The following is a 23753-nucleotide window of genomic DNA, read 5'->3' on the forward strand; positions in this document are numbered from 1 at the left end:
TAATATCGCCAGTCGATAGAGGTACCCGTGGACCAATTGGACCGAACTCAGAGTTCCACGCGGATGGTGCGCCTCCATCAGCGATTCCCCTCGGTTCGACTGTTGCGCAGCATGCGTCGCAAGCTCGACGACGCGATCGATCTGGTCCGCCTCAAGCTCGACGCACTGCCCGATGGCATCTACCAGCCGGTCCCAGGCATACCCGTGCGGAAGGCCAAGCGATCGGTCGGTACCGGGTCGCGATGGGCGGCGATGGAGCCGGTCGTCGAGCGGCTCGGGGTGGAGAGCGCAATGGACGTAGGCGCAAACGTCGGCTATTTCCCGATCAAGCTCGCCAAGCGCGGGATACCCTCCGTGGCACTGGAGTCGGATCCGAAAAGCGTTCGGACAGCGATGACAGCCGTACGACGGAACCAGCTGGACAACGTCGCGGTGATGGACCTCGAGCTTCGCCCCGACACACTCGCCCTTCTTCCGGCGACCGACTGCACCCTCCTGTTGTCCGTTTGGCATCACCTGGTGCGGGGGCTGGGTCTTGAAGCCGCCACCGACCTGCTTCGAGGGCTCTGGGCCCGGACCGGCAAGGTGATGTTCTTCGACAGCGGCGAGAACGAGATGCCCGAGTCGTTCGGACTACCGCGGATGGTGCCGACGCCTGACGTCTGGCTCACGGAGTACCTGCAGACGACCTGCACCGGCGGACGAATCGAACACCTCGGTCGCCACCGCGCCTTCGACGCCGACGGTCTCCCGACTGACCGGGCGCTCCTTGCCGTGATCCGGGAAACGTCCCGGTGACGGCGAGGTGGTGCGCCTCGCCCGGACCAGGACGGTCTCGACGCTGACTTCGGATCCCTGTACGCGAGTGCCAGGCTGTGCGCCCGTCGGGCCCAGGCGCACGCCTCTCAGGGGGCGGGAACAGGATGCTGGAGCAGGGCTCCCTGAAGCGGCTCCCCTGAGCGGTCGATGCCGTGGCCGTGCCCAGGACACTAGCTCGTGAAAGGCACCTGGGACGTGGGGGTCGGGGACGGGGCGGACGGGTGGTGCCAGAGGCCCTGGGACGCCAGGCGCGGGAGTACGCCCTCTCCGAACCAGTACGCCTCTTCGAGGTGCGGGTAGCCGGACAGCACGAACTCGTCGATGCCCAGGCGGTGGTACTCGACGATGCGCTCCGCGACCTCGTCGTGGCTGCCGACGAGTGCGGTGCCCGCGCCGCCCCGGACCAGGCCGATCCCGGCCCACAGGTTCGGGTGGATCTCCAAAGCGTCCCGTCCGCCGCCGTGCAGGGCGAGCATCCGCCGCTGGCCCTCGGACTCGCTGCGGGCGAGTCCTGCCTGCACCGACCTCACCGTCTCCGGGTCGAACCCGTCGAGCAGCTGTCGCGCCTCGGCCCAGGCCCGCTCCGAGGTGTCGCGCGTGATGACGTGCAGCCGGATACCGAAGCGCACCCGGCGCCCCTCCTTCTCGGCCAGGCCACGGACCCACCGGATCTTCTCTGCGACCTGGGCGGGCGGCTCGCCCCAGGTGAGGTAGACGTCCACGTGCCGCGCGGCGACCTCGCCGGCCACGGGAGAGGAGCCTCCGAAGTAGATCTCGGGGACCGGGTCGGGCACCCGGGCGAGGCGGGCGTCCTCGACCTTCAGGTGCTCGCCGGACAGGTCGACGGTCTTGCCCTCCCACAGGTCGCGCACGATCTGCAGGAACTCGCCGGTACGGCGGTAGCGGGCGTCCTTGTCGAGGAAGTCGCCGTAGGCCCGCTGCTCGTGGCTCTCGCCGCCGGTGACCACGTTGAGCAGGAGCCGGCCGCCGGTCTGCCGCTGGAAGGTGGACGCCATCTGCGCGGCGAGCGTCGGGGACACGAAGCCGGGCCGGAAGGCGACCAGGAACTTCAGCCGCTCGGTGTGCTGGCTGACCATCGCGGTGGTGAGCCAGGCGTCCTCGCACCAGGCGCCGGTGGGGGTGAGTGCCCCGACGAATCCCAGGTCCTCGGCGGCGCGCGCGATCTGGCTCAGATAGCCGACGGTCGGCGGCCGGTCCCGGCCGGAGGCGGTGGCCGGGGTGCCGTGGCCACCGCCGACGACATGCCGGCTGTCTCCGTTGGTGGGCAGGAACCAGTGGAAGGTGAGGGGCACGGGGGTCTCCGATCGTGGGGGACTCAGAGGAGTCCGTGACGCGGGGGAAGGGTTCCGTTGAGCACGTACCGGCCGATGTGCTGGATCTTCCAGCGGGCCGGGTCGTGCAACGTGTGGGTGCGGGCGTCCCGCCAATGACGGTGCAGGTTCAGGGAGTCGAGGGCGGAACGGGTTCCGGACACTTCGAAGACGGCTCCCGCGACCTCCACGGCGGTGGCGGCCGCGTGCGCCTTCGCGGCGGCCACCGCGACCGAGGCCTCGGCCGCCGACGCGTCGGTGAGCCCGGCCCGGGCCGTGTCGACCGCGCGCGCCGCGGCGGACAGGAGCGCTTCGGAAGCCCTTACCTGGACGGCCAGTTCACCGATCCGCTGGATCAGCAGCGGATCCTCCGCGGCGCTGTCGGCACCGCTCTCGAACCAGGGCCTGCTGCTGGTGCGGACGAAGGACACCGCCTCGGCGAGCGCGCCCGCCGCGATGCCGGTGTCGATGGCGGCGTGCAGCAACTGGGCCACCGCTCCGTGGAGTTGCGGTCCGCGAAAGGTGAGGTGGTGCGGCACCACCCGGTCAGCGGGCACGGGCACGGCGTCCAGCCGGACGGTGCCGCTGGCCGTCGTGCGCTGGCCCATGCCGTCCCAGTCGTCCACCACGGTTACCCCCGGCGCCTCGCGCGGGACGTACGCCACGTGCAGGTCGTCGTCCTCGGCGCGGGCGAGGACCGGGATCCAGTCGGCGAAGAGCGCGCCGGTGGAGTAGTGCTTGACGCCGGTCAGGACGTAGGAGCCGTCGGGGGCCGGTTCCAGCCGGGTGCGGATGTCCTGGACGTGCCGGGTGCCCGCCTCCGACTGGGCGTTACCGAAGCGCCGCCCGGCCAGCACCTCGGCGAAGAAGAACTTCCGCTGCTCGAACGTGCCCTGACGGCGGATCACATTGACATAGACGAAGTGGCTCTGCGGGATCTGGGCCAGGCTGGCGTCGGCCGAAGCCAGCAGGCGGAAGACCTCCGCGAGGGTCTCCTGGCGGACGTCCGCCCCGCCGTGCTCGGCCGGCACGGTGACGGCGAGCAGTCCCGAGACGGAGAGCCGCTCCAACTCGGCGTGCGGCAACCGCCGTTCACGGTCCCGCGCCGAGGCACCGGCGCGGAACTCCTCCGCGAGCGAGGCGGCCACCGCCAGTGCCTCGGCGTCGTCGGCGATCACGGGGACGGACACGGGGGTCAGCCCGCCGCGGCCAGCAGGGGCGTACGGCCGAGGGCCGCCGCGAACTGGTCGACGACCTGGGTGAGGGCCTCGGCGGCCGCGGGCGCCACGGAGATCTGGCCGTCCTCCCCCGTGGTGATGTCCTTGTCGAGGGTGAACCAGCCCTGGACGATGTGCGCGGCGCCCATGGAGCTGAGGACGGGGCGGAGCGCGTAGTCGAGGGCGAGGACGTGTGCCGTACTGCCGCCGGTGGCGAGCGGGAGGACCGTCTTGCCGGTGAGCGCGTACTGCGGGAGCAGGTCGAGCAGGGCCTTCAGCACACCGGAGTAGGCGGCCTTGTAGACGGGTGTGCCGACCACGACCCCGTCGGCGCGCGCGAAGAGCGCGGTCGCCCCGACGATGGCCGGGTGCCTGAAGTCCGCGCCGAGCAGGGCCTCGGCGGGGATCGTACGGATGTCGAGCGGGATCACCTCGTGTCCCTGGGCGGCCAGCCGGGCGTCGAGATGGCGCAGCAGCTTCGCGGTGCGGGAGGAGGCAGAGGGACTGCCGGAGACGGACAGGACGGTGGCCATGGGGCCCTCTTTCGTGAGCGGAGGTCGGTGGATGTCAGGCGTGCGAGGGGGCGGACGCGGCCTCGCCGTCGGGGAGCCGGCTCTCCAGCTCGCGTACGAGCGGCAGCACCCGGCGGCCGAAGTACTCGACCTCCTCGTGGTAGTGCAGGAAGCCGAGGAGGAGGAGGTCGACACCGAGGCGCTTGTAGGCGACGATCCGCTCGGCGACCTGCTCGGGCGTGCCGATCAGCCCGGTGCGGAAGCCGTCGTTGTACTGCACGAGGTCCTCGAAGGCGGAGTCCTGCCACATGCCCTTGCCGTCGGCGGTGGACGCTCCGGCCTGCCGCACGGCGGCCCCGAAGCCCTCGACGGCCTCGGTGTCGGCGCGGGCGACGATCTCACGGAGGGTCTCGCGCGCCTCGGCCTCGGTGTCCCGGGCGATCAGGAAGCCGTTGAGGCCGAACTTCGGCGGCGTGCGCCCGACTTCGGTCGCTGCCTTGTGCACGTCCGCGATCTGCTCGGTGACGCCTTCGAAGTCCTTGCCGTTGGAGAAGTACCAGTCGGAGACGCGGCCCGCCATGGCGCGGGCGGCGGTGGAGTTGCCGCCCTGGAAGATCTCGGGATGCGGCCGCTCGGGGGTGTTGAGTGGTTTGGGCTTGAGGGTGAAGTCCCGCAGCCGGTAGAAGTCGCCGGCGAGTTCGGCGTGGTCCTCGGTCCAGACGGAGCGCAGGGCGCGGATGAACTCCTCGCTGCGGCGGTAGCGTTCGTCGTGCTCCAGCCAGGGCTCGCCGAGGGCGGTGAACTCGCCCTTGAACCAGCCGCTGACGACGTTGACCGCGAAGCGGCCGCCGGAGAGGTGGTCGGCGGTGGCGCCGAGCTTGGCGAGGACACCGGGGTGCCACAGGCCGGGGTGGACGGCGGCGATGACCTTCAGCCGCTCGGTGGCGAGCAGCAGGGCGAGGCTGAAGCTGGTCGACTCGTGCTGGAACTCGGCGCCGTAGCTTGCCATGTAGCGGACCTGGCTGAGGGCGTAGTCGAAGCCGTTGTTCTCGGCGAGGACGGCGAGTTCGCGGTTGTAGTCGTAGCCCCAGTCGGTGCGCTGTTCGATCTTGCTGGTGACGAGGCCGCCGCTGACGTTCGGCACCCAGTAGGCGAATCGGACGGGTTCTGTTGCGGACACGGAGATGCTCCCGGCGTGCTGGAGGAAGGCATGACGAAAGGAGGCCCGGCATTTCTCACGGGGAAATGCGGACGGCTTCGGAATTCATGAGCCGCGACGGTCACGAGGAAAAGACGGCGCCGCGCGGAAAAGGGCGGAGCCGGTCCTTGCGCGAGTGGAAGGGGCCGGGCCGGACGCCGCTGTGAGGTGAGGCGGCCGCCGGTGCGAAGGGGACCCTACCGTCGGGAATCGTCAGGCTTCGCGACAACAGAAGGAGCTGGAGACACGCGCGAGGTCGACATGGCGTCGCCGCGTGAGGTCCAGTCGCATCTTCATGTCGTCGATCGTCGCAGCCGCCCGTCGAGGCCGTCAAGGAACGGCGGCGCGGTCTCGTCATCCGGACCGCCGAATTTCACGAAGGCGTGACAGGGAAACCCTTGAACCCCGTGCCGCGCCACCCGCATTCTGCTGCCGTGCGAACAGAGCAGCTGGAATACATCGCCGCGGTCACCCGGCTCGGTTCCCTGCGCCGGGCCGCCGAGGAACTCCATCTCTCGCAGCCCGCGTGAGCGAGACGGTGCGCAATCTGGAGCGGGAACTGGGAGTCGATCTGCTGGAACGCAAACGCTCGGGCGCGCGGATGAGCGCGGAGGGCCGCGAGCTGCTGCCGCACATCATCAACGTGCTCGACGCGGTGGACCGGCTGCGGGGCGCGGCGGGCGAGCAGCACCGCATCAGCCGTATGGTCCGCGTCGGCACGGTGAACGCGGCGACGGTGCCGCTGCTCATTCCCACCGTGCGGGAGTTCCGCGCGGCCCACCCGATGACGCAGGTGGAGGTCGTGGGGGCGCAGCAGTCCGACATCCATCGCACCCTGGCGGAGGGCGGCCTCGACCTCGGGCTGGTCAACCACCTCGACGGCGACGACATGCCGGCCGGTTTCGAGAGCACGGAACTCCTGCGCGGGCGACCGGTGTTGTGTCTGCATCCGGACAGTCCCCTGGCCGCCCTGCCGGTCGTGCCGGCGTCGGCCCTCCTCGACGAACCGCTGATCGCGATGCGCTCGGGCTACGTCATGCACCGCTACGTCCGGCGGCTCCTGGAGGGGCACGGGCCCGTCTTCTCGTACTCGACCGACGGCGCCGAGATGGGCAAGCTGATGGTCGCCGAGGGCCTCGGCTGCACGGTGCTGCCCGACTTCAGCGTCGTCGGCGACCCGCTGGAGCGGCGCGGCGCGATCACCTACCGTCCGCTCGACGACGACACGACCCGGGTCCTGCTGATGCTGCGGCGCCGCCGGGCCGAGTCCGTCCCGCGCGCGGCCCACGACCTGCACGAGGCGTTCGTCCGCAGGTCCGCCGCGCTGGGCGGGTCGCTGAGGCGTCCGGACCGACCGACGGGGGCACCGGCCTGAACTCGGCGGCCCGGCACGTGGGTTCGGCGCGCCCGCACCGACAGGTGGAAGAAGGGGAGTGAGGGCACCGTACCGCTTCGGCGGGCGCGTGGCACCGAACTCGTCGTTCCCCCTTGCGCGTCCGCCCCCGCCACTACGCTGTGTAGCACCGCGACAGCAGTCGGGAGGTGAACGGGCCTGCTCATGAGCGAGCACGAGGAGAACACGCGACATCCCGGAACGATTCCGGTCCAGCAGATGCGGCCGGGCGACCACGCGTTCTTCGGCTACGAGGGTGACACCCACGGCCGGGACGTGATGTCCGCGTTCGTGTGGGCGGGCCTGGCCCGCGGCGAGAAGGTCATCGTCTTCGGGCCCCCGCACCTGGCGGAGAGCCAGGTCTGGTCGGCCTTCGAGGAGGCGCCCGGTCCGCTGCTGGCCACGGCCCGGCGCACGGGACGGCTGTCACTGAGCAGCATGCGTCAACTCATCATGCCGGAGGCGAAGTTCACGGCGGACCGGCAGTGGGAGCGGATCACCGAGGAGACCCGCAGCGCGCGGGACGAAGGCTTCACCGGACTGCGCACCTACATCGACATGGGCTGGGTGGCGGACCTCGGGGCCGACGTCGAGGCGATGATGGACCGGGAGCGGCGGGCGGGGCATCTGTTCGCCGACGGCTTCTACAGCGAGATCTGCGCCTACGACGAGGACCGCTTCGAGGAGCCCGTGCTGCGGACCATGCGGCACGCGCACCCCCGTGATCTCCTCACCCGGATCGGGCAGTTGAGATGTCTGCACGCGGGAAGGACGCTCCACGTGGTCGGTGAGGCCGACCTGACCACCCGGGCGGACTTCGTCCGGGCGCTGCGGGACACCCTGGACCGCGCCGTCGGGGACGTCCCGGTCACGATGGATCTGCGGCGCGTCGAGTTCCTGAGCGTGCGGTGCGCGCGGGATCTGGTCCGGCTGCTCGAAGGGGACTCCGGGCACCGGGTGCGGATCCGCTGCTCCGCCCGTCACGCCACCCTGCTGAGCCGCCTGGGTGCGCGACCGGCCGACATCGAAGTGTCCGGGTGATCGGCCCATGCCTCTGGACACGGGTGACGGGCATGCGCCGACCCCTCACGACGTCCTGTTGCACAGCCGGTTCGCGAGCGGCGACCTCCCGCGCCTGCGGGTGCTCGTGGAGGGGCACGCGACGCTGGCCGGGCTCGTGGAGCCGCGGCGCGACGACTTCGTCGTCGCCATGGACGCCGTGGCCACCAACGCCGTCCAGCACGGCGGCGGGGACGGGACGCTGGTCCTGCTGCGGCGGGGCGGTGAACTGGAGTGCCGGATCAGCGACCGGGGCCCCGGCTGCACCGAGGCCGTACTCGCGGACCTCCCCCACGCCCCCAAGGCGTCCGCGGAGGGCGCCGGACTGTGGCTGACCCGGCTCGTCGCCGACCGGCTCTCCATCACGCCCGGCGCCCACGGGACGACCGTCAGTTTCGCGATGCGGCTGCTCTGACGCCCGCGGCGTCCGCGTCCCGCGAGCTACGGGCCGGGCTCCCGCACCGGCCCGCGACCACTCCTCGTCGGGGGGCGGCGACGCCCTCACCCCGCTGCCCCACGTCGTACTCAGCCGCGGTCGTCGTCCCGCGCCGGGACCACCACGAGGAACGCGTCCGACTTGAGGTCCATCACCACGGTGGCGGGCTCACCCTCGGCCCGGCGGCGGGCGGCGTACTCCTCCGCCGGCCACGATCCGCGCGGAGACCCCGCTGGAAACCGCTCCAACACCTTCGCACCCATACCGGCAGACACCTCCACCATCGACTCCGCCTGGCAACTTCGTACATACCGGCTGCCCGCGTTCCGCCGGGACATGTCACTCCTGTCGGCCGCCTTCGCGCCTGCGGCTGAGCGGGCCGGGCCACCACGCGACGGGCCCGAGGTCCCGCACGAGCGCCGGTACGAGCAGGGACCGCACGACCAGCGTGTCGAGCAGCACGCCGAAGGCGACGATGAACGCGATCTGGACGAGGAAGGCCAGCGGGATGACGCCGAGGGCCGCGAAGGTGGCCGCCAGCACCACACCGGCCGAGGTGATCACACCTCCCGTGGCCACCAGTCCGCGCAGCACGCCCTGGCGCACCCCGTGGCGCAGCGACTCCTCGCGGACCCGGGACATCAGGAAGATGTTGTAGTCGACGCCGAGGGCCACCAGGAACACGAAGCCGTACAGGGGGACGGAGGCGTCGGTGCCGGTGAAGCCGAAGCCGTGCCGGAAGACGAGGGCGGAGACGCCCAGCGTGGCGAGGAAGTTGAGGGCGACCGTGGCCACCAGCAGGACCGGCATCAGCAGCGAGCGGAGCAGTCCGGTCAGGATGAGCAGGATGATGGCGAGCACCACGGGGACGATGAGCGTGCGGTCGCGCTCGGCGGTGTCCTGCGTGTCGTACTGCTGCGCGGTGTAGCCGCCGACCAGCGCGTCCGCTCCGGGCACGGCGTGGACCGCCTCGCGCAGCCGCGCCACGGTGTCCTTGGCCGCGTCGCTGTCCGCGGGGGCCCGCAGCGTGACGTCGAGGCGCGCCCTGCCGTCGACGACCTGCGGGTCTCCCCCGCCGGGCCGTCCGCTCGCCGTGACCGGCACGGCCGAGACGACGCCCTCGGTACCGCGCGCGGCCGCGGTGACCCGCGGGAGGCGGTCCGCGTCGGCGACGACCACGGCCGGGTTGCCGGAGCCGCCCGGGAAGTGACGGCCGAGGGTCTCCTGCGCGGCGACGGAGGGGGCGTCGTTGACGAAGGTCTCGTCCAGGGGGACCCCGCGCGCGGTGAGCGCCGGTGCGAACGCGGCGCAGACGAACAGCGCGGCCAGCGCGGACGCCCACACCTTCCGGGGCGCGCGGTCCACGAGCGCCGCGACCCGGCGCCAGATGCCGTGTCCGCCTCCGCCGGCCTCGGCGGAGCGGGGCTTGGCCGGCCAGTAGGCGGCGGGACCGAGGAGGACCAGCGCGGCCGGCAGGAAGGTCAGCGTGCTCAGTACGGCGCAGACGATGCCGATGGCGCCGACGGGCCCGAGGGCCCTGTTGTTCGTCAGGTCGCTCAGCAGCAGGGCCAGCAGGCCGAGCGCCACGGTCCCGGCGCTCGCGACGATGGCGCCGCAGGACCGGCGCAGGGCCGCCCTGGCGGCCGTGAACCGGTCGTCGCGGGCGGCGAGTTCCTCGCGGTAGCGAGCGGTCAGCAGCAGCGCGTAGTCGGTGGCGGCGCCGATGACGAGGATGGACAGGATGCCCTGCACCTGGCCGTCGACGCGTACGACGTCGTGGTCGGCGAGGACGTAGACGACGGCACAGGCGAGGCCGAGCGCGAAGACCGCGCCGATCATGATGACCAGGGGCAGCAGCAGGCTGCGGTAGACGAGCAGCAGGATCACCAGAACGGTCAGCAGGGCCACCCCGAGCAGCAGCCCGTCGATGCCGGCGAACGCGTCGGACAGGTCGGCCTGGCTGGCGGCGGGGCCCGCGATCTCGACGGTCGCACCGGGGACCTGTCCGGCGGCCGTGCGGATCCGGTCGAGTGCCGTGGGCAGTTCCTCGCCGAGGCCGGGCTCCAGCCGGACGACTCCTTGCAGGGCCTCGCCGTCCTCGGAGGGCAGGGCGGGCGACACCTTGCCGACGACGCCCGGCGCGCCGGCGAGGGAGGCCAGGGCGCGGGTGGCCGCGGCGCGCTGCCGCGCCGTCAGCTCGGCGCCGTCGGCGGTCCAGACGACGATCGCGGGCAGTGTCTCGCTCTGCCGGAACGCGCGCTGCTCGGCGATGACCTTGGTCGACTCGGCGTTGCGGGGCAGGAAGGCGGCCTGGTCGTTGGTGGCGACATCGCCCAGCTTTCCGGCGTAGGGCCCCAGGGTCGCGCCGATACCGAGCCAGGCGACGAGCAGGACGAGGGGGAGCAGCCATCGGGCTCGCCGCGGGGTGAGGGGGGACATGGTTCTCCAGGGACGAGTACAGCTATCAGGTATCTCAATGAAAAACAATCTCAATCATTGAGAAATAGTGGGTCCGGATCGTAGCCCACGCCCTCTTGTTCCGGACCAGGCGCCCGCCCGGATGCACCGGGCGGGCGGTTCAGCGGCCGGGTGACCGCACGGTGGACAGCTCCTCGTTGAGAGCCGTCAGGAAGCGGAGCACCACCGACAGCTCCTCCTCGCCGAAGCGCGAGCGGACCGTCTCGGTGGCCTGCGCGAGGGGCCGGAAGTGCGCGCGCGCCGCCGACCGGGCGTCGGGCACGTAGTGGACGTGGACGACGCGGCGGTCGGCGCTCTCCCGGACCCGGCGGACGTGACCGGCCCGCTCCAGCCGGTCCAGACAGGCGGTCACGGCGCCCGAGGTGAGCCCGAGGTGCTCGCGCAGCCGCCCCGGCGTGAGCGGCTCGGCCGAGTCGAGGATCGCGGCGAGCGCCTGGATGTCGGTGGCGTGCAGACCGTGCTCGCCGGCGAACCCGTGCACCAGGCGGTTGATCTCACCGTTCATCCGGCGCAGCTGCACCGCGAAGGCACGGAGGTCCGCGGGCGCCGTACCGGTGCGCGCCGGGTCGCCGTCGCGCTCGCGGTCACGCGCACGGTCGTCACCGTCGTCTCGTCCAGCCACGCGATCAGCCTATAGAAGTCCGCGTTCCGCCCGCGCGCGAAGGCCCCGGCCCCGGACGGAGTACACGCGCGCATCCGCCGGGGCCCTCCGCGTGGAAGAGATCGTGAAGGGGGCCGACGGAAACGGACGACATGGTGAGCGGAGAAGCGATGAGCGCTGACGAGGCCGGCCCCGGCCTGAACTGTCTGGTGACCGGCGCCACCGGCTACATCGGGGGCCGGCTGGTCCCCGAACTGCTGGCCGCGGGGCACCGCGTCCGATGTCTGGCCCGCTCCCCCGCCAAGCTCCGCGACTATCCCTGGGCGGGCGACGCCGAGGTCGTGCGCGGCGACGTCACGGACGCCGGGTCGGTCGGCGAGGCGATGCGCGGCATGGACGTCGCGTACTACCTGGTGCACGCGCTCGGCACGGGAAAGGACTTCGAGGACACCGACCGCCGGGCGGCCCGCGTCTTCGGGGAGCAGGCCCGCGCCGCGGGCGTCCGGCGCATCGTCTACCTCGGCGGCCTCACCCCCGACGGCGTGCCAGAGGAGGAGCTGTCGCCGCACCTCAGGTCCCGCGCCGAGGTCGGCCGCATCCTGCTCGACTCGGGCGTGCCCACCACCGTCCTGCGGGCCGCCGTCATCATCGGCTCCGGCTCCGCGTCGTTCGAGATGCTGCGCTACCTCACCGAGCGGCTGCCGGTGATGGTCACCCCGAGCTGGGTGCACACCCGCATCCAGCCCATAGGAGTACGGGACGTGCTGCGCACCCTCGTCGGCAGCGCCCGGATGCCCGCCGACGTCAATCGCGCCTTCGACATCGGCGGCCCCGAAGTGCTGACGTACCTCGACATGATGCGCCGCTACGCCTCGATCGCCGGTCTGCCGCGTCGTCTCATCGTGCCCGTGCCCGTGCTGACTCCCCGGCTGTCCAGCCACTGGGTCGGGCTGGTGACCCCGGTGCCGCGGTCGATCGCCCGCCCGCTCACCGAGTCGCTACGCCACGAGGTGGTGTGCCACGAGCACGACATCACGCGGTACGTCCCCGACCCGCCGGGGCGCCCGATCGGCTTCGACGACGCGGTGCGGCTGGCCCTGCAGCGCGTGCGCGACGCCCAGGTGACGACGCGGTGGTCGTCGGCGTCCGTGCCCGGCGCGCCCAGCGACCCGCTGCCCACCGACCCCGACTGGGCGGGCGGCAGCCTCTACACGGACCGGCGCGAGCTGACGGTGGACACCTCCCCCGCGGCGCTGTGGCGGGTCATCGAGGGCATCGGCGGGGACAACGGCTGGTACTCCTTCCCGCTGGCCTGGGCCGTCCGCGGCTGGCTGGACCGGCTGGTGGGCGGGGTGGGACTGCGCCGGGGCCGCCGCGACGCCGCCCGGCTGCGGGTCGGCGACTCCCTGGACTTCTGGCGCGTCGAGGAGATCGAGCCCGGTCATCTGCTGCGGCTGCGCGCCGAGATGCGGCTGCCGGGCCTGGCCTGGCTCGAGATGTACGCCGAGGTGGGCGACGACGGGCGGACCCGTTACCGGCAGAGGGCGCTGTTCCATCCACGCGGGTTCCTGGGACACGCCTACTGGTGGAGCGTCTCGCCCTTCCACGCCGTCGTCTTCGGCGGGATGGCCCGCAACATCGCCAGGGCCGCGGAAAGGGACGCCACCGCCGGCGCGCCGGAGCCCGCGCCCTCGCACGCCCCGTGACCGCGGCGCGACGGCCCGCCCGTACCCGCGCATCCGCCGGGGGCGCCGCGCCCGAATCAGTCGGTCGTCCCCTCCCCGCCGCCCGCACCGGAGTCGCACCATGAACGTCTCGGTCGTCCTGTTCACCTCCGACCTGCGCCTGAACGACCATCCGCCGCTGCGGGCGGCGCTCGACGGCCCGGCGGAGGTGGTGCCCCTGTTCGTGCGCGACGCGGCCATCGACGCGGCCGGATTCACCGCGCCCAACCGGCTGGCGTTCCTCGCCGACTGCCTGGCCGACCTCGACGCCCAGCTGCGCGAGCGGGGCGGCAGGCTCGTCGTGCGCTCGGGGGACGTCGTCGACCAGGTGTGCAAGGTGGTGGCCGAGGCCGAGGCCGACGAGGTCCACATGGCGGCCGGGGTCAGCGCCTACGCCCACCGCAGGGAGGAGCGGCTGCGGGCCGCGCTGGAGGCGGAGGGGTGCCGACTGCACGTCCACGACACCGTGATCACGGCGGTCGCGCCGGGGACCGTCACGCCGGTCTCCGCCGACCACTTCTCCGTCTTCACCCCCTACTTCCGGCGCTGGTCCCAACAGCACCTGCGCGACGTCCTCGGCGCGCCCCGGCAGGTCCGGGTGCCCGAGGGCGTCCACTCCGAGCCGCTGCCCTCGCGCGACGCCACGCCGGGGACCTCCGAGGGGCTGGCCACCGGCGGTGAGACGGAGGCGCGCAAGCGGCTCGCGTCCTGGCTGCGCGACGGGATCGCGGGCTACGAGGACCGGCACGACGACCTGGCCGGGGACGCCACGTCACGCTTCTCGCCCCATCTTCACTTCGGGACGCTCTCGCCCGTCGAGCTGGTCCACCGCGCCCGCCGGGCCGGCGGACCGGGCTCCGAGGCCTTCGTACGGCAGCTCGCCTGGCGGGACTTCCACCACCAGGTGCTGGCCGCGCGACCGGACGCGGCCACCGCCGACTACCGCCCGCGGAACGACCGCTGGCGGTCCGGCGCCTCCGCCGAGCGGGACGTGACCGCCTGGAAGGAGGGGCGCACCGGTTACCCACTGGTCGACGCGGCGATGCGCCAGCTGCGCCACGAGGGCTGGATGCACAACCGCGGCCGGCTGCTGACCGCGAGCTTCCTGACGAAGACGCTGTACGTGGACTGGCGCGTCGGGGCCCGGCACTTCCTGGACCTGCTGGTCGACGGCGACCTCGTCAACAACCAGCTCAACTGGCAGTGGGTCGCGGGCACGGGCACGGACACCCGGCCCAACCGGGTGCTCAATCCGGTGATCCAGGCGAAGCGCTACGACCCCGACGGCTCGTACGTACGGCGCTGGGTGCCCGAACTCGCGGGGCTGGACGCCTCCGCCGTTCACGAGCCCTGGAAACTCGCGGGCCCCGAGCGCGCCGCCTTCGACTACCCCGGCCCGGTCGTCGAGCTCTCGGAGGGGCTGGCCCGATTCAAGCAGGCCCGCAGCGGCGGCTGAGCGGAACGCCACCCCGGCCCGAGGGGGCCCGGTCCGCCGGGCCCGCGCGGCTACCGGCCCAGGTCCCGTAGCACCTCGCGGGCGGCCCGTGCCCCGCTGGCGAGGGCTCCCTGGACGGAGCCGGTGGCCCGGTGGTCCCCGCACACGTAGCGTCCCGGGGCGACGAGGGCACGGCGGCTGAGCGGCTGCGGTGGCGGCATGGCGGGCAGCGCGTCCGGCACGGTCCGCACGGTCAGCAGCTGCCAGCCGTCCGTCGGCGTCCCGTACACCTCCGCGAGGGCGTCGCGTACGCCGGCCTCACGGCCCTCGTCGTCGCCGCCGAGGACCGAGGTCGCGACCAGTGAGGAGCCGGGTGGCGCGTAGCCCGGGACCACCTCGCTGAGCACGCACGTGTTGAGGAAGCGGCGGCTGGTGTCGGTGAGCAGCGTCGGTTCGGCGAGCGGTGAGCGTTCCGCCACGTGGTAGTACGTCGTGACGACGCGGTAGGGCGGGAGGTCGAGCTCGGGCAGCAGTCCGGCGGCGGGGCCCGGCCCGGTGGCGACCACGACGGCGCGCGCGGGGACCTCGTCGCCCGCGCTCAGCCGGACCCCCTCGTCGGTGAGGCTGTCCACGGGGGACTCCAGGCGGACCGTTCCGGAGGGCAGGGCGTCCGCGAGCTGACGGGGCACGGCTCCGATGCCGTCGGCGGGCAGACAGAGGGTGCCGCGCAGCATGCTGCGCCAGACCAGGTGGAAGACGCGGCTGGAGGTCTCCAGCTCGTCCTCCAGGAAGACGCCGGAGAGGAACGGCCGGAAGAACCGCTCCACGAAGTCCTCGGAGAACCCGGCGGCGGCCAGTGCCGTCCGGGTCGTGCGGTCCTGCCCGCGCTTGAGCAGGCGCGCCGGCGCGAGCATGTCGCGGGCCGAGAGGGTGCCGAGGGCGAGCAGGTCGCGGGGGCCCGCGAGCCGTCCGGGCAGCAGATCGGCCGCCATGCGGGGCGTGCGGGTCGGGTCGGCGAAGCGGAGCCTGCCCTCGTCGGTGTGGACGAGGACCCCGGGGGTGAAGGGCCGCAGGCGCAGGTCGCGCACGGACAGCCGCCGACGGGCCTGCGGGTAGGAGGTGTTGAAGACCTGGAAGCCGCGGTCGACGGTGAAGCCGCCCACCCGGTCGGTGCGCATGCGTCCGCCGACCGCGTCGGACGCCTCCAGGACGCGGACGGTCAGCCCCGAGTCGATGAGGTCCCGGGCGCAGGCGAGGCCGGCGAGACCCGCTCCGACCACCAGCACGTCCGCCGCTGCGCGGGTCCCGGCCATGGCTACCACCCTTCACAGTGTGGAGGGCGTCCCGGCGGGACGCCCGCGGGCATCCGCCGTACGCGGTCGCGCACGTGCCGCACCCCGTTCTTCCCGTTGCCCCGGTTCCGCGGATGCATGGATGCGGGAGCGCCCGAGGTCGTCGGGCCGTCGGGACGGTCAGGTGTGTGCCTCCTGGGCGCCGGTGCCGTACGTGCCGGCCAGTGCGGCGAGCGCGTCCCGCAGCCCCGGGGGCCGCAGCATCCCCTGGGTCCGGTGGCCCGCCCAGCCGGGGCCGCCGAGCACCACGACCGGCCTGCGGCGCGCGCCCTTGACGCCCCAGCGCGTGCCCGCGACGTGCCGCGCCAGCGGGAGGCTGGCGGTGGAGCGCGCCTGGGACCACAGCACGACGGCGGAGGGGCCCAGTCGCCCCACGGCGGCGGTGAGGGCCTCCGCGGGGACGGCCGAGCCGAACATCCGTGTCGGCAGGCCGGCTTCGGCGAGTCCGGCGTTGAGTGCCTCCAGCGGCAGGGTGTGCTGTTCTCCGGGGACGCAGGCGAGGACGACGGGGCCCGCCCCGGTGTCCGCGGTCTTCGGGCCGGCCGGCCAGGTCGCACGGCGCAGCGCGGTGGACATGTGCCAGGACAGCAGGTGCTCCACCTCCACGTACCGGTCCCCGGACGACTCCCACTTGCGTCCGACGGCGTGCAGCGTCGGCACCATCACGTCCTCCCAGGTGGCGACCACGCCGTGCAGTTCCACCAGGGAGGCCAGCTGCTGCTCCACGGCGGGGGCGTCGAGCCGGACGGCGGCGCGGGCGAGGCCGCGGCACTCCTGCCGGGCGTTGCCGAGGGGCAGGGCGCCGGCCGCGCGCGAGCGGCCGGGGGCGCCCGTCCCGGTGGCCGACGCCGGTCCCGGTGACGGCGGGAGTGCGCCCGCGGCCTCCTTGGCGGCGCGGGCCGCCTCGGCGGGCGGCACCCCGGACGAGGTCAGGCGGCACATCGTCTCCAGCATCGCCACGTCCTGGGGCGTCCAGCGGCGGTGTCGTCCGTCGGCGCGCACCGCGGGGCCCACGCCGTAACGGCGGTCCCAGGAGCGCAGGGTCGTGGGCGACACCCCCAGCCGGCGGGCCAGGGCGCCGGTGGTGACGCCGGCCTCCGGGGGCGGCGGCTCCGCAAGCCGCCCGGACGGTCCACTCTCGCTCATGCGTCGACTATACGACGCAGAAACGATGCGAGTTGTCCCCCGTACGTGTGCTTCGGAGCATGAGACCACCGTAAAAGCGGATTGCGCCCCACCGTGAGGAGTCGTGGTCATGACGGCAACTACGTTGCCCCGGAGGGACCCTGAGGCGGAGACGATCGCCGACACGGACCTCGTCGAGGGCTTCGTGGCGGGCGACGAGAGGTCCCTGGCGGTCGCCTACCGGCGCTGGGGAGCGCTGGTGCACACCCTCGCCTGGCGTTCACTGGGCGACACCAGGGAGGCGGAGGACGTCACCCAGCAGGTGTTCCTCGCCGCCTGGCGGGGCCGCGCCGGCTACCGCGCCGACCGCGGTGTCTTCGCCGGGTGGCTGGTCGGCATCACCCGTCGGAAGATCGCCGACGCCCTGACCGCGCGGGCCCGGCGCAGCGACCTGGTCGCCGCCGCGGGTTCCGCCCTCGCCGCCGCGGACCATTCGGCCCAGCATCCGGAGTCCGTCCTCGACCGGGTCCTCCTGCGGCACGAACTGGCGAGACTGCCCGCTCCGCAGCGCCGGGTCCTGCACCTCGCCTTCTACGAGGACCTGACCCAGACGCAGATCGCCCAGCGCACCGGCTGGCCGCTGGGCACCGTCAAGAGCCACGCCCGCCGAGGGCTCCACCAGTTGCGCAGCTGCCTCCAGCAGGAGGTGACGGCCTGGCGGTGACCGGCGCGGAGGAAGCACTGACAGCCCGTTCCGGGATGCGGTGACGGCGCGAGGGCGAGTCACCGGATTTGACGGTTCCGGCAGCGGACCAATCCGCCGCGGCACCGGCTCCGGATCAATCGTGTACCACTCGTAAGCCCTGGAGGACCGTCCCGTGAGAGAAGCCGTGGAGATCGGGAGAAACCCGTACACGGAGCCGAGTCTGCAGGAGCTGATGGGCGAGGTGGCGCGCGGGGACCAGGAGGCCTTCGCGTCCGTCTACGACGCCGTGGCGAGTCCGGTGCTGGGCATCGTGCGCAGTGTGCTGCGCGACCGGGCCCAGTCGGAGGAGGTCGCGCAGGAGGTGCTGGTCGAGGTGTGGCGGACGGCCGTCCGCTACCGGCCCGACCGCGGCTCGGTGATCAACTGGGTGCTGACCCTCGCCCACCAGCGCGCCGTGGACCGGGTGCGCTCGGTCGAGGCCTCGGTGGCGCGCGACCACAAGGCGGCCCTGCTGGAACGCACGCCCGAGTACGACGAGGTGACCGAACAGGTGGAGGCCCGTCTGGAGCGCGAACAGGTGCGGCGCTGTCTGCGCACCCTGACGGAACTGCAGCGCGAGTCGGTGACGCTGGCGTACTACCGGGGGCTCACGTATCGCGAGGTGGCGGAATTGCTGTCATTGCCGCTCGGCACGGTCAAGACCCGGCTGCGCGACGGTCTCATCCGGCTGCGCGACTGCCTGGGGGTGGCGGCGTGAGCACCGTCGACCTGCACACACTGACCGGCGCGTACGCGCTGCACGCGCTCTCCGAGGACGAGCGCGGCGCCTTCGAACGGCATGCGGCGGACTGCGAGGCCTGCACGGAGGAGGTCCGCGAACTCACCGAGACGGCCGCGCGGCTGGCCCTCGCGGTGTCGGCCGTACCGCGCCCGGAACTCCGGGCCCGGGTGCTGCAACGGATCACGACGGTCCGCCAGGACGCTCCCCGTACCGTCCCCCCGCCGCGGTCCGCGCGGTCGGCGGCCCGGGCCCGCGGCCTGTCGCGCTGGGCGCTCGCCGCCTGTGTCGCCACCGCGGCGGCGCTGGGCGGGACGACCGTCTGGCAGCACGACCGCGCGCAGGACGCACGGCAGCAGGCGCAGCGGGCCGAGCAGCGTACGGACGCGGTGGCCTCGGTGCTGGGCGCGCCGGACGCGAGGACGCGCAGCGCGAAGCTCGCGGACGGCGCCCGGGGCACGGTCGTCGTCTCCAAGAGCCTGGACGAGGCCGTGTTCATCGCCTCGGGCATGGCCGAGCCGCCCGCCGGCAAGGTGTACCAGCTCTGGTTCGACGACGCGGGGACCATGCGGTCCGCCGGGCTGATGGACCCCGGCCGCACGACGGAGGCGGTCCTGATGGAGGGGTCCGTCGACGGGGCGTCCGGCATGGGCGTCACCGTCGAACCGGCCGGCGGGTCCGCCGAACCGACCTCGTCCCCGGTGGCGCTGATGGCGCTGCCGGCCTGAGAACCGGACCGTCGGGTCCGCGGCGGCGGCCCCGTCCCCGACGGTCTTCCCAGGCGTCGCCCGCCGGTCCCCGCGACCGGCGGGCGACGCTGCATGTCCTGGCTCCTCGCGAGCACCCCCGACCTGCGCGTTCGTCTCCGGAACGGCAGCCGTGGTCCGGTGAACACCACGTCCACGCACCGCTGTCGGCGAGTTTTCCCTTTACCGCACCGCTACACATAAAGGAAAAATAAGCGCACGATGGTACTTACGCGGTGCTTACCGCACATTCTCCCAGCGGTCGAGCCCGTCAAGAGCGAAGGAGACGAGTCATGGCCGACGTCTCGCACACCCGGGGTGACATGACCGGTCACCCCGACGCCCCGGAGATGCGGGCCCGGTACGCCCGCCTGCTCGGTGGCCGCGACGTGGCGCTCGTGGACGGACCGGTGTTCCTGCTCGGTCTGTACTGCGCCGCGTCGCCGTGGATACTCCACTACACGACGAGCCAGCCCCCGCTCGTGGCGCACAACCTGATCATGGGCATCGCGATCGGCGTGCTGGCGCTCGGATTCACCAGCTCGCCGGAACGGATGTACGGCCTGAGCGGCGCCCTGTGCGCACTGGGCACCTGGATGATCATCTCGCCGTGGATCGTCGGCTCCAGCCCCGACACCGGAGTCGTCCTGAACAGCATCATCATCGGGGCGCTGGCCGTGGTGCTGGGGATGGTGTGCATCGTCAACGCGACGCGGAGCACGCCTCGGGCGTGACGGAAGGACGCCACCGGCCGGGCCGGGTCGCCTCGCGCGGACCGGTCCGGCCCGGCCGGTGGGCACGGGAGGCCGCCCCGGCCGCGCGTTCAGGAGTGTCCGGCCAGTGCGGCCAGACCCTCACGCGGGGACGCGAACCTGGGGCTCCAGCCCAGTTCGCGTTCCGCCTTGGCGATGGACACGCGAAGGCTGGACGAGGCCGCGACGTGGGCGTACGACATCGGCCGCAGCAGCCACAGCGGTACGGTCATCGGCCTCGGCAGCCCGAACTCCTCGGCGACGGACCGGACATGGGCGCCGAAACCCATCGGCGTGCGGTCGGCGACGTTGTACGCCTGGCCGCCGCGGCCCCGCTCCACGGCGGCGAGCACGGCGGCCGCGGCGTCCGCGAGTTCCACCCACGGCAGGACACGGCCGCGGTCGTCGGCGACGGGAAGCGCCCGCCTGCGCAGCAGGGGCAGGAGGGCGTCGGTGCCGCCGGCCCCGTAGAAGAGGCCGAAGCGCAGGGAGACGCCCTCCAGGTCCGGGGCGTCGAACGCGAGTCGCTCCTTGGTGCGCATCGCGGCGATGTGCCGTTCCAGTTCGGGGGTCGTTCCCGGCGGCCCGAACAGGTCGTCGTCCTCGGCCAGTTCGCGCGCGCCGTGGTCGCCGTATCCGTATCCGAAGACCATGGACTCCACGACGAACCGCCGGGCGCCGGTGATCCGCGCGGCCTCGACGAGGTGGGCCGTGCCGTCGGTGCGCAGGGTGTCGGTGGCGTGCATGTCGCGGTGGCGCAGGGGCGGCCGGCTCAGCGCCGTGGCCGCGTGGACGACCGTGTCGAAGCGCCGGCCGTCGACGGCGCGCAGCAGCGCGTCCCGGTCCGTCAGGTCGGCCCGTACTCCGTTGGCGGGACCCCGGCCGAGACCGGTGACCGTGTGGCCCGCCGCGGTCAGCGCGCGGGTGACGTGGGCTCCGAGGACGCCGCTCGCGCCCGCCAGAAGGATCTGCTGGTTCGTGGTCATACGGAGGGGACGGATCCGAGGGGCCGGGATGTGACATGCCACGCCGCGTCGTGCGGCGGCCGGGACGCGGACGCCCCGGGGCTCGCGGCACTCCCGTCGCGCCCGCTCACTGGCGGGCGAGCCACTCCCCGTACCAGGCGAGCGTCGCGTCGAGCGCGTCGGCGAGCGGCGTGGGCCGCACCCCGAAGGCCTGCTCGAAGGCGGACGAGTCCACGATCTGCGGTTCCGTGTGCTGGTAGAACATCTCGGCGTACTCGGCCATGAACTGCTCGTCGAAGGGGCCGTAGGGCGCCGCGTCCTTCAGGACCACGGCGCGCACCGGGCGGCCGAGACGCTTCTCGATCAGGGCGTGGACCTCCCGGGTGGTGGGCGCGGGCGCCGTGGGCAGGTGCCAGACCCGGCCGTCGCCCTCGGGGTGTTCGCCGAGGGTGGCGAGGCCGGTGGCGACGTCCTCGATGTACGTGTAGCTGTGCGGCAGGTCGATGTCCCCGAGACCCACGGCCTCGCCGCCGGTCAGGGCGGCGGGGAACACCAGGGCGCCGAGCGTCGAGTTGAGGACGCCGGGGCCGACGAAGTCCGCGGACCGGCCGAGGACGACGCGGGCGCGGCCCTCCCGGTGGGCGGCGAGGTACTTCGCGTCGAGGTCCGCGCGCATCCGGCCCTTGCGGCTCGTGGCGTTCCACGGGGACTCCTCGGTCATCACCGCTCCCCCGGTCTCGCCGTAGGGATACAGGGTGTCGAGGACGACCAGCCGGGCGCCCGTGCCGTGCACGGCGCCGAGCAGGGCGTCCTGGATGCGCGGCATGACCTCCACCTGGAGGTGATAGGCGACGTTCACGCAGTGGTAGACGACCTCGGCGCCGGCCGTGGCGGCCGCGGCGCCCTCTTCGGTGCCGACGTCGGCACCGAAGCGCTCGACCCCTTCGAGGGCGGGTCCGGTGCCCTTGCGGTCGACCAGCCGGACGGCGTGGCCCCGGCGGACGAGTTCCCGGGCGAGCGCCGTTCCGGCCGGCCCGGATCCCAGGACGACGTGGAGGGCGCGGGAGGTGTGCGTGGCGGTGGACATACGGGGTCCTTGTCTCTGGAGGTGGTCGCACGGGTCCGCGGAGGAAGCCACGGCGTGCGGGAGAGGCGTGTCGGTGACCGCTCCTCGCTTCCGTTAGACACCGTAACTCTTGCGATGGCTAGTAGCAAGAGTGGTTCCCACTCGCGGTTCGTTAGGGTGTGTAGCGGGATCGAGAGAGGAGCCGTACGTGGCCGGCAGTCAGCAGGGTCCGAGGGCCCGTTACCGCGAGCAGACGCGCGCGGAGATCAAGGACATCGCGCTGCGCCAGGTGGCCGAGGGCGGTACGGCCGCGGTGGCGCTCACGCGCATCGCCAAGGAGGTGGGCCTCTCCGGGCCCGCGCTGTACCGGTACTTCGACAGCCGCGACGCGCTGCTGAGCGATCTGATCCGCGACGCCTACGCGGACCTGGCGGCGGCGGTGACGGCGGCCGCCGGGGATCTCCCGCCTGACGCTCCGGCGCGCGAGCGGGTCCGGGCGCTCGCCGCCGGGTGCCGGGGGTGGGCCGTCGCACAGCCGCACCGCTACCTGCTGATCCAGGGCACGCCGGTCCCGGGCTACAGCGCGCCGCCCGACACGCTGGAGAGTGCCCGCGCGGTGCTCGCGCCCTTCCTCGCCGCCTTCCACGGGGCGCGTCCCGGCCCGGCGGTACGGCCGGTGGTCGCGCAGACGACGGCATGGGTGCGCGCGGACGCCGAGGTCGCCGGCTGGGTCGCCCGCAGCACGGGTGGTGCCGACGGGGAGCCCGCCTCATCGCGGGACATGGATGAGGAGGCGGCCGGGGTGGCGCTCGCCGGCGCGGTGCTCGCCTGGTCGCACCTGCACGGCGCGGTCGGCCTGGAGGTGTCCGGCCAGTTCGACGGCATGGGGCACGACGGCGGCACGCTGCTGACCGCACAGGTCGAGTCGCTCGCGGACGCGTTCGGTCTCGACTGACGGCACGGACGGGAGCGGGGCACGGGCGGCCCTCCAGGACTCAACCCTGGGCGGCCCGCGTGCCTGCGAGCGGTGACGCCGTCTACGCCGGGGCGTCCGAACCGGGGGCGTACACGTACGGCGTCGTCGTGGTCAGCGGCACGAAACCGAGGCGGGCGAGGACCGGGCGGCTCTGGCTGGAGGCGTCGACCTGCACGTAGCGGTACCCGCGGTCGGCGGCGACCCGGGCGCGGTGGGCGACCAGGGCGCGGTAGATGCCCTTGCCACGCCAGCCCTCGACGGTGCCGCCGCCCCACAGTCCCGCGAACCGGGCGCCGGGGAGGAGTTCCATGCGGGCCGCGCTCACCGGGACGTCACCGGCGAGGGCCACGACGGCGACGACGTCGTCCGCGTCGCCGGTGAGCTGGGCGAGGAGCTGGTGGCGCATACGCGAGCTGTCGGTGCCGAACGCCTGCCGGTGGACGTCCGCCACGAGGTCGACACCGGCGCTGTCGGTGACGGGCAGCAGACGTACGCCGTCCGGCGGCGCCGCGTCGAGGGCCAGGTCGCCCAGCTCGGCGACCATCAGCGTCTCCTCCGGCTCCGGGGTGAACCCGGCCGCCCGCAGCCGCTGCCCGAGGTCGTCCGGCCGGTCGTGTCCGTACAGCTTCCACTCGAACTCGCGCCCGAGACCGGTGAAGTACCGGATCTGCCCGGCGATCGCCGCGTCGGCGCTCGTCTCGTCCAGGTCCGACCAGACCACTCCGTTCCAGCCCTGCTCGGCGCCCACCTGGCGCACCACCCTGCCGACGCGTTCCACCCGGGCTCCCGGGCTGTCGGGCCGCGCGCCCTCCCGCATGTCCCGGTCGAACAGGGCCAGTACTCCCACGTGATCCATGGGGTCACTCCAGCACCCGCCGGGAGTCCCTGCAATGGGATTACGTGGTGCGATTCCCCGGGAACGGTTTCCGGCCGCGTCCGCCACGTCCGCCTCACCGGCCCCAGCGGGTGAGGCGGACGTGGTCGTCCGGCGCCTCCCGCTGTCGTGGGGGGGGGGGGGGGGGGGGGGGGGGGGCCGGGGCCCCCCCCCCCCCCCCCCCCCCGGCGGGGGGGCCCCCCCCCCCCC

General features: G+C 73.3%; 23 protein-coding genes and 1 pseudogene. 11 read left to right on the top strand and 13 right to left on the bottom strand.

Annotated features, from left to right (window positions below; genetic code table 11):
* Positions 1-111: 111 nt before the first annotated feature.
* Positions 112-798: a methyltransferase domain-containing protein gene (locus ACZ4VA_RS11305; protein WP_356164263.1), complete on the top strand. Its 687-nt coding sequence runs from the start codon at positions 112-114 to the stop codon at positions 796-798.
* Between the two features lie 191 nt (positions 799-989).
* On the opposite strand, the gene ACZ4VA_RS11310 is transcribed toward ACZ4VA_RS11305, so the two are convergent.
* The 5 genes from ACZ4VA_RS11310 to ACZ4VA_RS11330 all read right to left on the bottom strand — a co-directional run bounded on the left by ACZ4VA_RS11310 (position 990) and on the right by ACZ4VA_RS11330 (position 5374).
* Positions 990-2132 (bottom strand): LLM class flavin-dependent oxidoreductase, encoded by a 1143-nt coding sequence (locus ACZ4VA_RS11310; RefSeq protein ID WP_355791254.1) that lies wholly within the window; start codon positions 2130-2132, stop codon positions 990-992.
* Between the two features lie 23 nt (positions 2133-2155).
* Positions 2156-3340, bottom strand: coding sequence for an SfnB family sulfur acquisition oxidoreductase (locus ACZ4VA_RS11315; protein WP_468080935.1), 1185 nt, complete (start codon positions 3338-3340; stop codon positions 2156-2158).
* Positions 3341-3345: 5 nt separating this feature from the next.
* A complete protein-coding gene (gene ssuE, locus ACZ4VA_RS11320) occupies positions 3346-3900 on the bottom strand; it encodes an NADPH-dependent FMN reductase (protein WP_356164267.1) in 555 nt (184 codons plus the stop codon).
* 34 nt (positions 3901-3934) lie between these two features.
* Complete coding sequence (sfnG, locus tag ACZ4VA_RS11325) at positions 3935-5059, bottom strand: dimethylsulfone monooxygenase SfnG (RefSeq protein ID WP_452921199.1); 1125 nt, start codon at positions 5057-5059, stop codon at positions 3935-3937.
* A gap of 231 nt (positions 5060-5290) precedes the next feature.
* Complete coding sequence (locus ACZ4VA_RS11330) at positions 5291-5374, bottom strand: putative leader peptide (protein ID WP_355794513.1); 84 nt, start codon at positions 5372-5374, stop codon at positions 5291-5293.
* 137 nt (positions 5375-5511) lie between these two features.
* Here ACZ4VA_RS11330 and ACZ4VA_RS11335 point away from each other — a divergent pair.
* From ACZ4VA_RS11335 to ACZ4VA_RS11345, 3 genes and pseudogenes are all read left to right on the top strand, one after another.
* Positions 5512-6452: pseudogene (locus ACZ4VA_RS11335) on the top strand (LysR family transcriptional regulator).
* A gap of 183 nt (positions 6453-6635) precedes the next feature.
* Positions 6636-7511: an MEDS domain-containing protein gene (locus tag ACZ4VA_RS11340; protein WP_468080938.1), complete on the top strand. Its 876-nt coding sequence runs from the start codon at positions 6636-6638 to the stop codon at positions 7509-7511.
* A gap of 7 nt (positions 7512-7518) precedes the next feature.
* Positions 7519-7944 (top strand): ATP-binding protein, encoded by a 426-nt coding sequence (locus tag ACZ4VA_RS11345; protein ID WP_356164275.1) that lies wholly within the window; start codon positions 7519-7521, stop codon positions 7942-7944.
* 110 nt (positions 7945-8054) lie between these two features.
* On the opposite strand, the gene ACZ4VA_RS11350 is transcribed toward ACZ4VA_RS11345, so the two are convergent.
* The 3 genes from ACZ4VA_RS11350 to ACZ4VA_RS11360 form a co-directional block, all read right to left on the bottom strand.
* Positions 8055-8249: a hypothetical protein gene (locus ACZ4VA_RS11350; RefSeq protein WP_356164277.1), complete on the bottom strand. Its 195-nt coding sequence runs from the start codon at positions 8247-8249 to the stop codon at positions 8055-8057.
* 55 nt (positions 8250-8304) lie between these two features.
* The gene (locus ACZ4VA_RS11355) at positions 8305-10404 is read right to left on the bottom strand and encodes an MMPL family transporter (RefSeq protein ID WP_356164279.1); all 2100 of its coding nucleotides are present in this window, start codon (positions 10402-10404) and stop codon (positions 8305-8307) included.
* Between the two features lie 139 nt (positions 10405-10543).
* Positions 10544-11065 (bottom strand): MarR family winged helix-turn-helix transcriptional regulator, encoded by a 522-nt coding sequence (locus ACZ4VA_RS11360; protein ID WP_356164281.1) that lies wholly within the window; start codon positions 11063-11065, stop codon positions 10544-10546.
* A 149-nt stretch (positions 11066-11214) separates the two neighbouring features.
* On the opposite strand from ACZ4VA_RS11360, the gene ACZ4VA_RS11365 reads away from it, so the two are divergent.
* The gene (locus ACZ4VA_RS11365; protein WP_356164283.1) at positions 11215-12750 is read left to right on the top strand and encodes an SDR family oxidoreductase; all 1536 of its coding nucleotides are present in this window, start codon (positions 11215-11217) and stop codon (positions 12748-12750) included.
* A 100-nt stretch (positions 12751-12850) separates the two neighbouring features.
* A complete protein-coding gene (locus tag ACZ4VA_RS11370; protein ID WP_452921203.1) occupies positions 12851-14224 on the top strand; it encodes a cryptochrome/photolyase family protein in 1374 nt (457 codons plus the stop codon).
* A gap of 50 nt (positions 14225-14274) precedes the next feature.
* Here the strand turns inward: ACZ4VA_RS11370 and ACZ4VA_RS11375 are convergent, their stop codons facing one another.
* Positions 14275-15516 carry an NAD(P)/FAD-dependent oxidoreductase gene (locus ACZ4VA_RS11375; protein WP_388904573.1) on the bottom strand — a complete coding sequence of 414 codons (1242 nt, stop codon included), beginning with the start codon at positions 15514-15516 and terminating at the stop codon, positions 14275-14277.
* A 159-nt stretch (positions 15517-15675) separates the two neighbouring features.
* Positions 15676-16701, bottom strand: a complete 1026-nt coding sequence (locus ACZ4VA_RS11380; RefSeq protein ID WP_356164289.1) for a MerR family transcriptional regulator — start codon at positions 16699-16701, stop codon at positions 15676-15678.
* 109 nt (positions 16702-16810) lie between these two features.
* On the opposite strand from ACZ4VA_RS11380, the gene ACZ4VA_RS11385 reads away from it, so the two are divergent.
* The 4 genes from ACZ4VA_RS11385 to ACZ4VA_RS11400 all read left to right on the top strand — a co-directional run bounded on the left by ACZ4VA_RS11385 (position 16811) and on the right by ACZ4VA_RS11400 (position 19644).
* Positions 16811-17404 (top strand): sigma-70 family RNA polymerase sigma factor, encoded by a 594-nt coding sequence (locus ACZ4VA_RS11385; RefSeq protein ID WP_356164291.1) that lies wholly within the window; start codon positions 16811-16813, stop codon positions 17402-17404.
* A 154-nt stretch (positions 17405-17558) separates the two neighbouring features.
* On the top strand, positions 17559-18143 hold the full coding sequence (locus tag ACZ4VA_RS11390) for a sigma-70 family RNA polymerase sigma factor (RefSeq protein ID WP_468080944.1): 585 nt from the start codon (positions 17559-17561) through the stop codon (positions 18141-18143).
* Positions 18140-18892 carry an anti-sigma factor gene (locus ACZ4VA_RS11395; protein ID WP_356164293.1) on the top strand — a complete coding sequence of 251 codons (753 nt, stop codon included), beginning with the start codon at positions 18140-18142 and terminating at the stop codon, positions 18890-18892. Before ACZ4VA_RS11390 ends, ACZ4VA_RS11395 begins: the two co-directional genes overlap by 4 nt.
* Before the next feature lie 311 nt (positions 18893-19203).
* A complete protein-coding gene (locus ACZ4VA_RS11400; RefSeq protein WP_468080946.1) occupies positions 19204-19644 on the top strand; it encodes an SPW repeat protein in 441 nt (146 codons plus the stop codon).
* 89 nt (positions 19645-19733) lie between these two features.
* On the opposite strand, the gene ACZ4VA_RS11405 is transcribed toward ACZ4VA_RS11400, so the two are convergent.
* Positions 19734-20648 (bottom strand): NAD-dependent epimerase/dehydratase family protein, encoded by a 915-nt coding sequence (locus ACZ4VA_RS11405; protein WP_388904577.1) that lies wholly within the window; start codon positions 20646-20648, stop codon positions 19734-19736.
* Between the two features lie 106 nt (positions 20649-20754).
* Positions 20755-21714 carry an NAD-dependent epimerase/dehydratase family protein gene (locus tag ACZ4VA_RS11410; protein WP_356164299.1) on the bottom strand — a complete coding sequence of 320 codons (960 nt, stop codon included), beginning with the start codon at positions 21712-21714 and terminating at the stop codon, positions 20755-20757.
* A gap of 187 nt (positions 21715-21901) precedes the next feature.
* Between ACZ4VA_RS11410 and ACZ4VA_RS11415 the strand changes: the two genes are divergently transcribed.
* Positions 21902-22648 carry a TetR/AcrR family transcriptional regulator gene (locus ACZ4VA_RS11415; RefSeq protein ID WP_356164301.1) on the top strand — a complete coding sequence of 249 codons (747 nt, stop codon included), beginning with the start codon at positions 21902-21904 and terminating at the stop codon, positions 22646-22648.
* 82 nt (positions 22649-22730) lie between these two features.
* On the opposite strand, the gene ACZ4VA_RS11420 is transcribed toward ACZ4VA_RS11415, so the two are convergent.
* Positions 22731-23525, bottom strand: a complete 795-nt coding sequence (locus ACZ4VA_RS11420; protein ID WP_356242756.1) for a GNAT family N-acetyltransferase — start codon at positions 23523-23525, stop codon at positions 22731-22733.
* Positions 23526-23753 lie beyond the last annotated feature (228 nt).

Source organism: Streptomyces sp. NPDC028308, from assembly GCF_055565855.1.

Coding starts and splice junctions, on each gene's coding strand:
- ACZ4VA_RS11305 (WP_356164263.1), top strand. CDS start 112: ATGCGTCGCAAGCTCGACGACGCGATCGATCTGGTCCGCCTCAAGCTC.
- ssuE (WP_356164267.1), bottom strand. CDS start 3,900: ATGGCCACCGTCCTGTCCGTCTCCGGCAGTCCCTCTGCCTCCTCCCGC.
- ACZ4VA_RS11330 (WP_355794513.1), bottom strand. CDS start 5,374: ATGAAGATGCGACTGGACCTCACGCGGCGACGCCATGTCGACCTCGCG.
- ACZ4VA_RS11340 (WP_468080938.1), top strand. CDS start 6,636: ATGAGCGAGCACGAGGAGAACACGCGACATCCCGGAACGATTCCGGTC.
- ACZ4VA_RS11345 (WP_356164275.1), top strand. CDS start 7,519: ATGCCTCTGGACACGGGTGACGGGCATGCGCCGACCCCTCACGACGTC.
- ACZ4VA_RS11350 (WP_356164277.1), bottom strand. CDS start 8,249: ATGGTGGAGGTGTCTGCCGGTATGGGTGCGAAGGTGTTGGAGCGGTTT.
- ACZ4VA_RS11355 (WP_356164279.1), bottom strand. CDS start 10,404: ATGTCCCCCCTCACCCCGCGGCGAGCCCGATGGCTGCTCCCCCTCGTC.
- ACZ4VA_RS11365 (WP_356164283.1), top strand. CDS start 11,215: ATGAGCGCTGACGAGGCCGGCCCCGGCCTGAACTGTCTGGTGACCGGC.
- ACZ4VA_RS11370 (WP_452921203.1), top strand. CDS start 12,851: ATGAACGTCTCGGTCGTCCTGTTCACCTCCGACCTGCGCCTGAACGAC.
- ACZ4VA_RS11375 (WP_388904573.1), bottom strand. CDS start 15,516: ATGGCCGGGACCCGCGCAGCGGCGGACGTGCTGGTGGTCGGAGCGGGT.
- ACZ4VA_RS11380 (WP_356164289.1), bottom strand. CDS start 16,701: ATGAGCGAGAGTGGACCGTCCGGGCGGCTTGCGGAGCCGCCGCCCCCG.
- ACZ4VA_RS11385 (WP_356164291.1), top strand. CDS start 16,811: ATGACGGCAACTACGTTGCCCCGGAGGGACCCTGAGGCGGAGACGATC.
- ACZ4VA_RS11400 (WP_468080946.1), top strand. CDS start 19,204: ATGGCCGACGTCTCGCACACCCGGGGTGACATGACCGGTCACCCCGAC.
- ACZ4VA_RS11405 (WP_388904577.1), bottom strand. CDS start 20,648: ATGACCACGAACCAGCAGATCCTTCTGGCGGGCGCGAGCGGCGTCCTC.
- ACZ4VA_RS11410 (WP_356164299.1), bottom strand. CDS start 21,714: ATGTCCACCGCCACGCACACCTCCCGCGCCCTCCACGTCGTCCTGGGA.
- ACZ4VA_RS11420 (WP_356242756.1), bottom strand. CDS start 23,525: ATGGATCACGTGGGAGTACTGGCCCTGTTCGACCGGGACATGCGGGAG.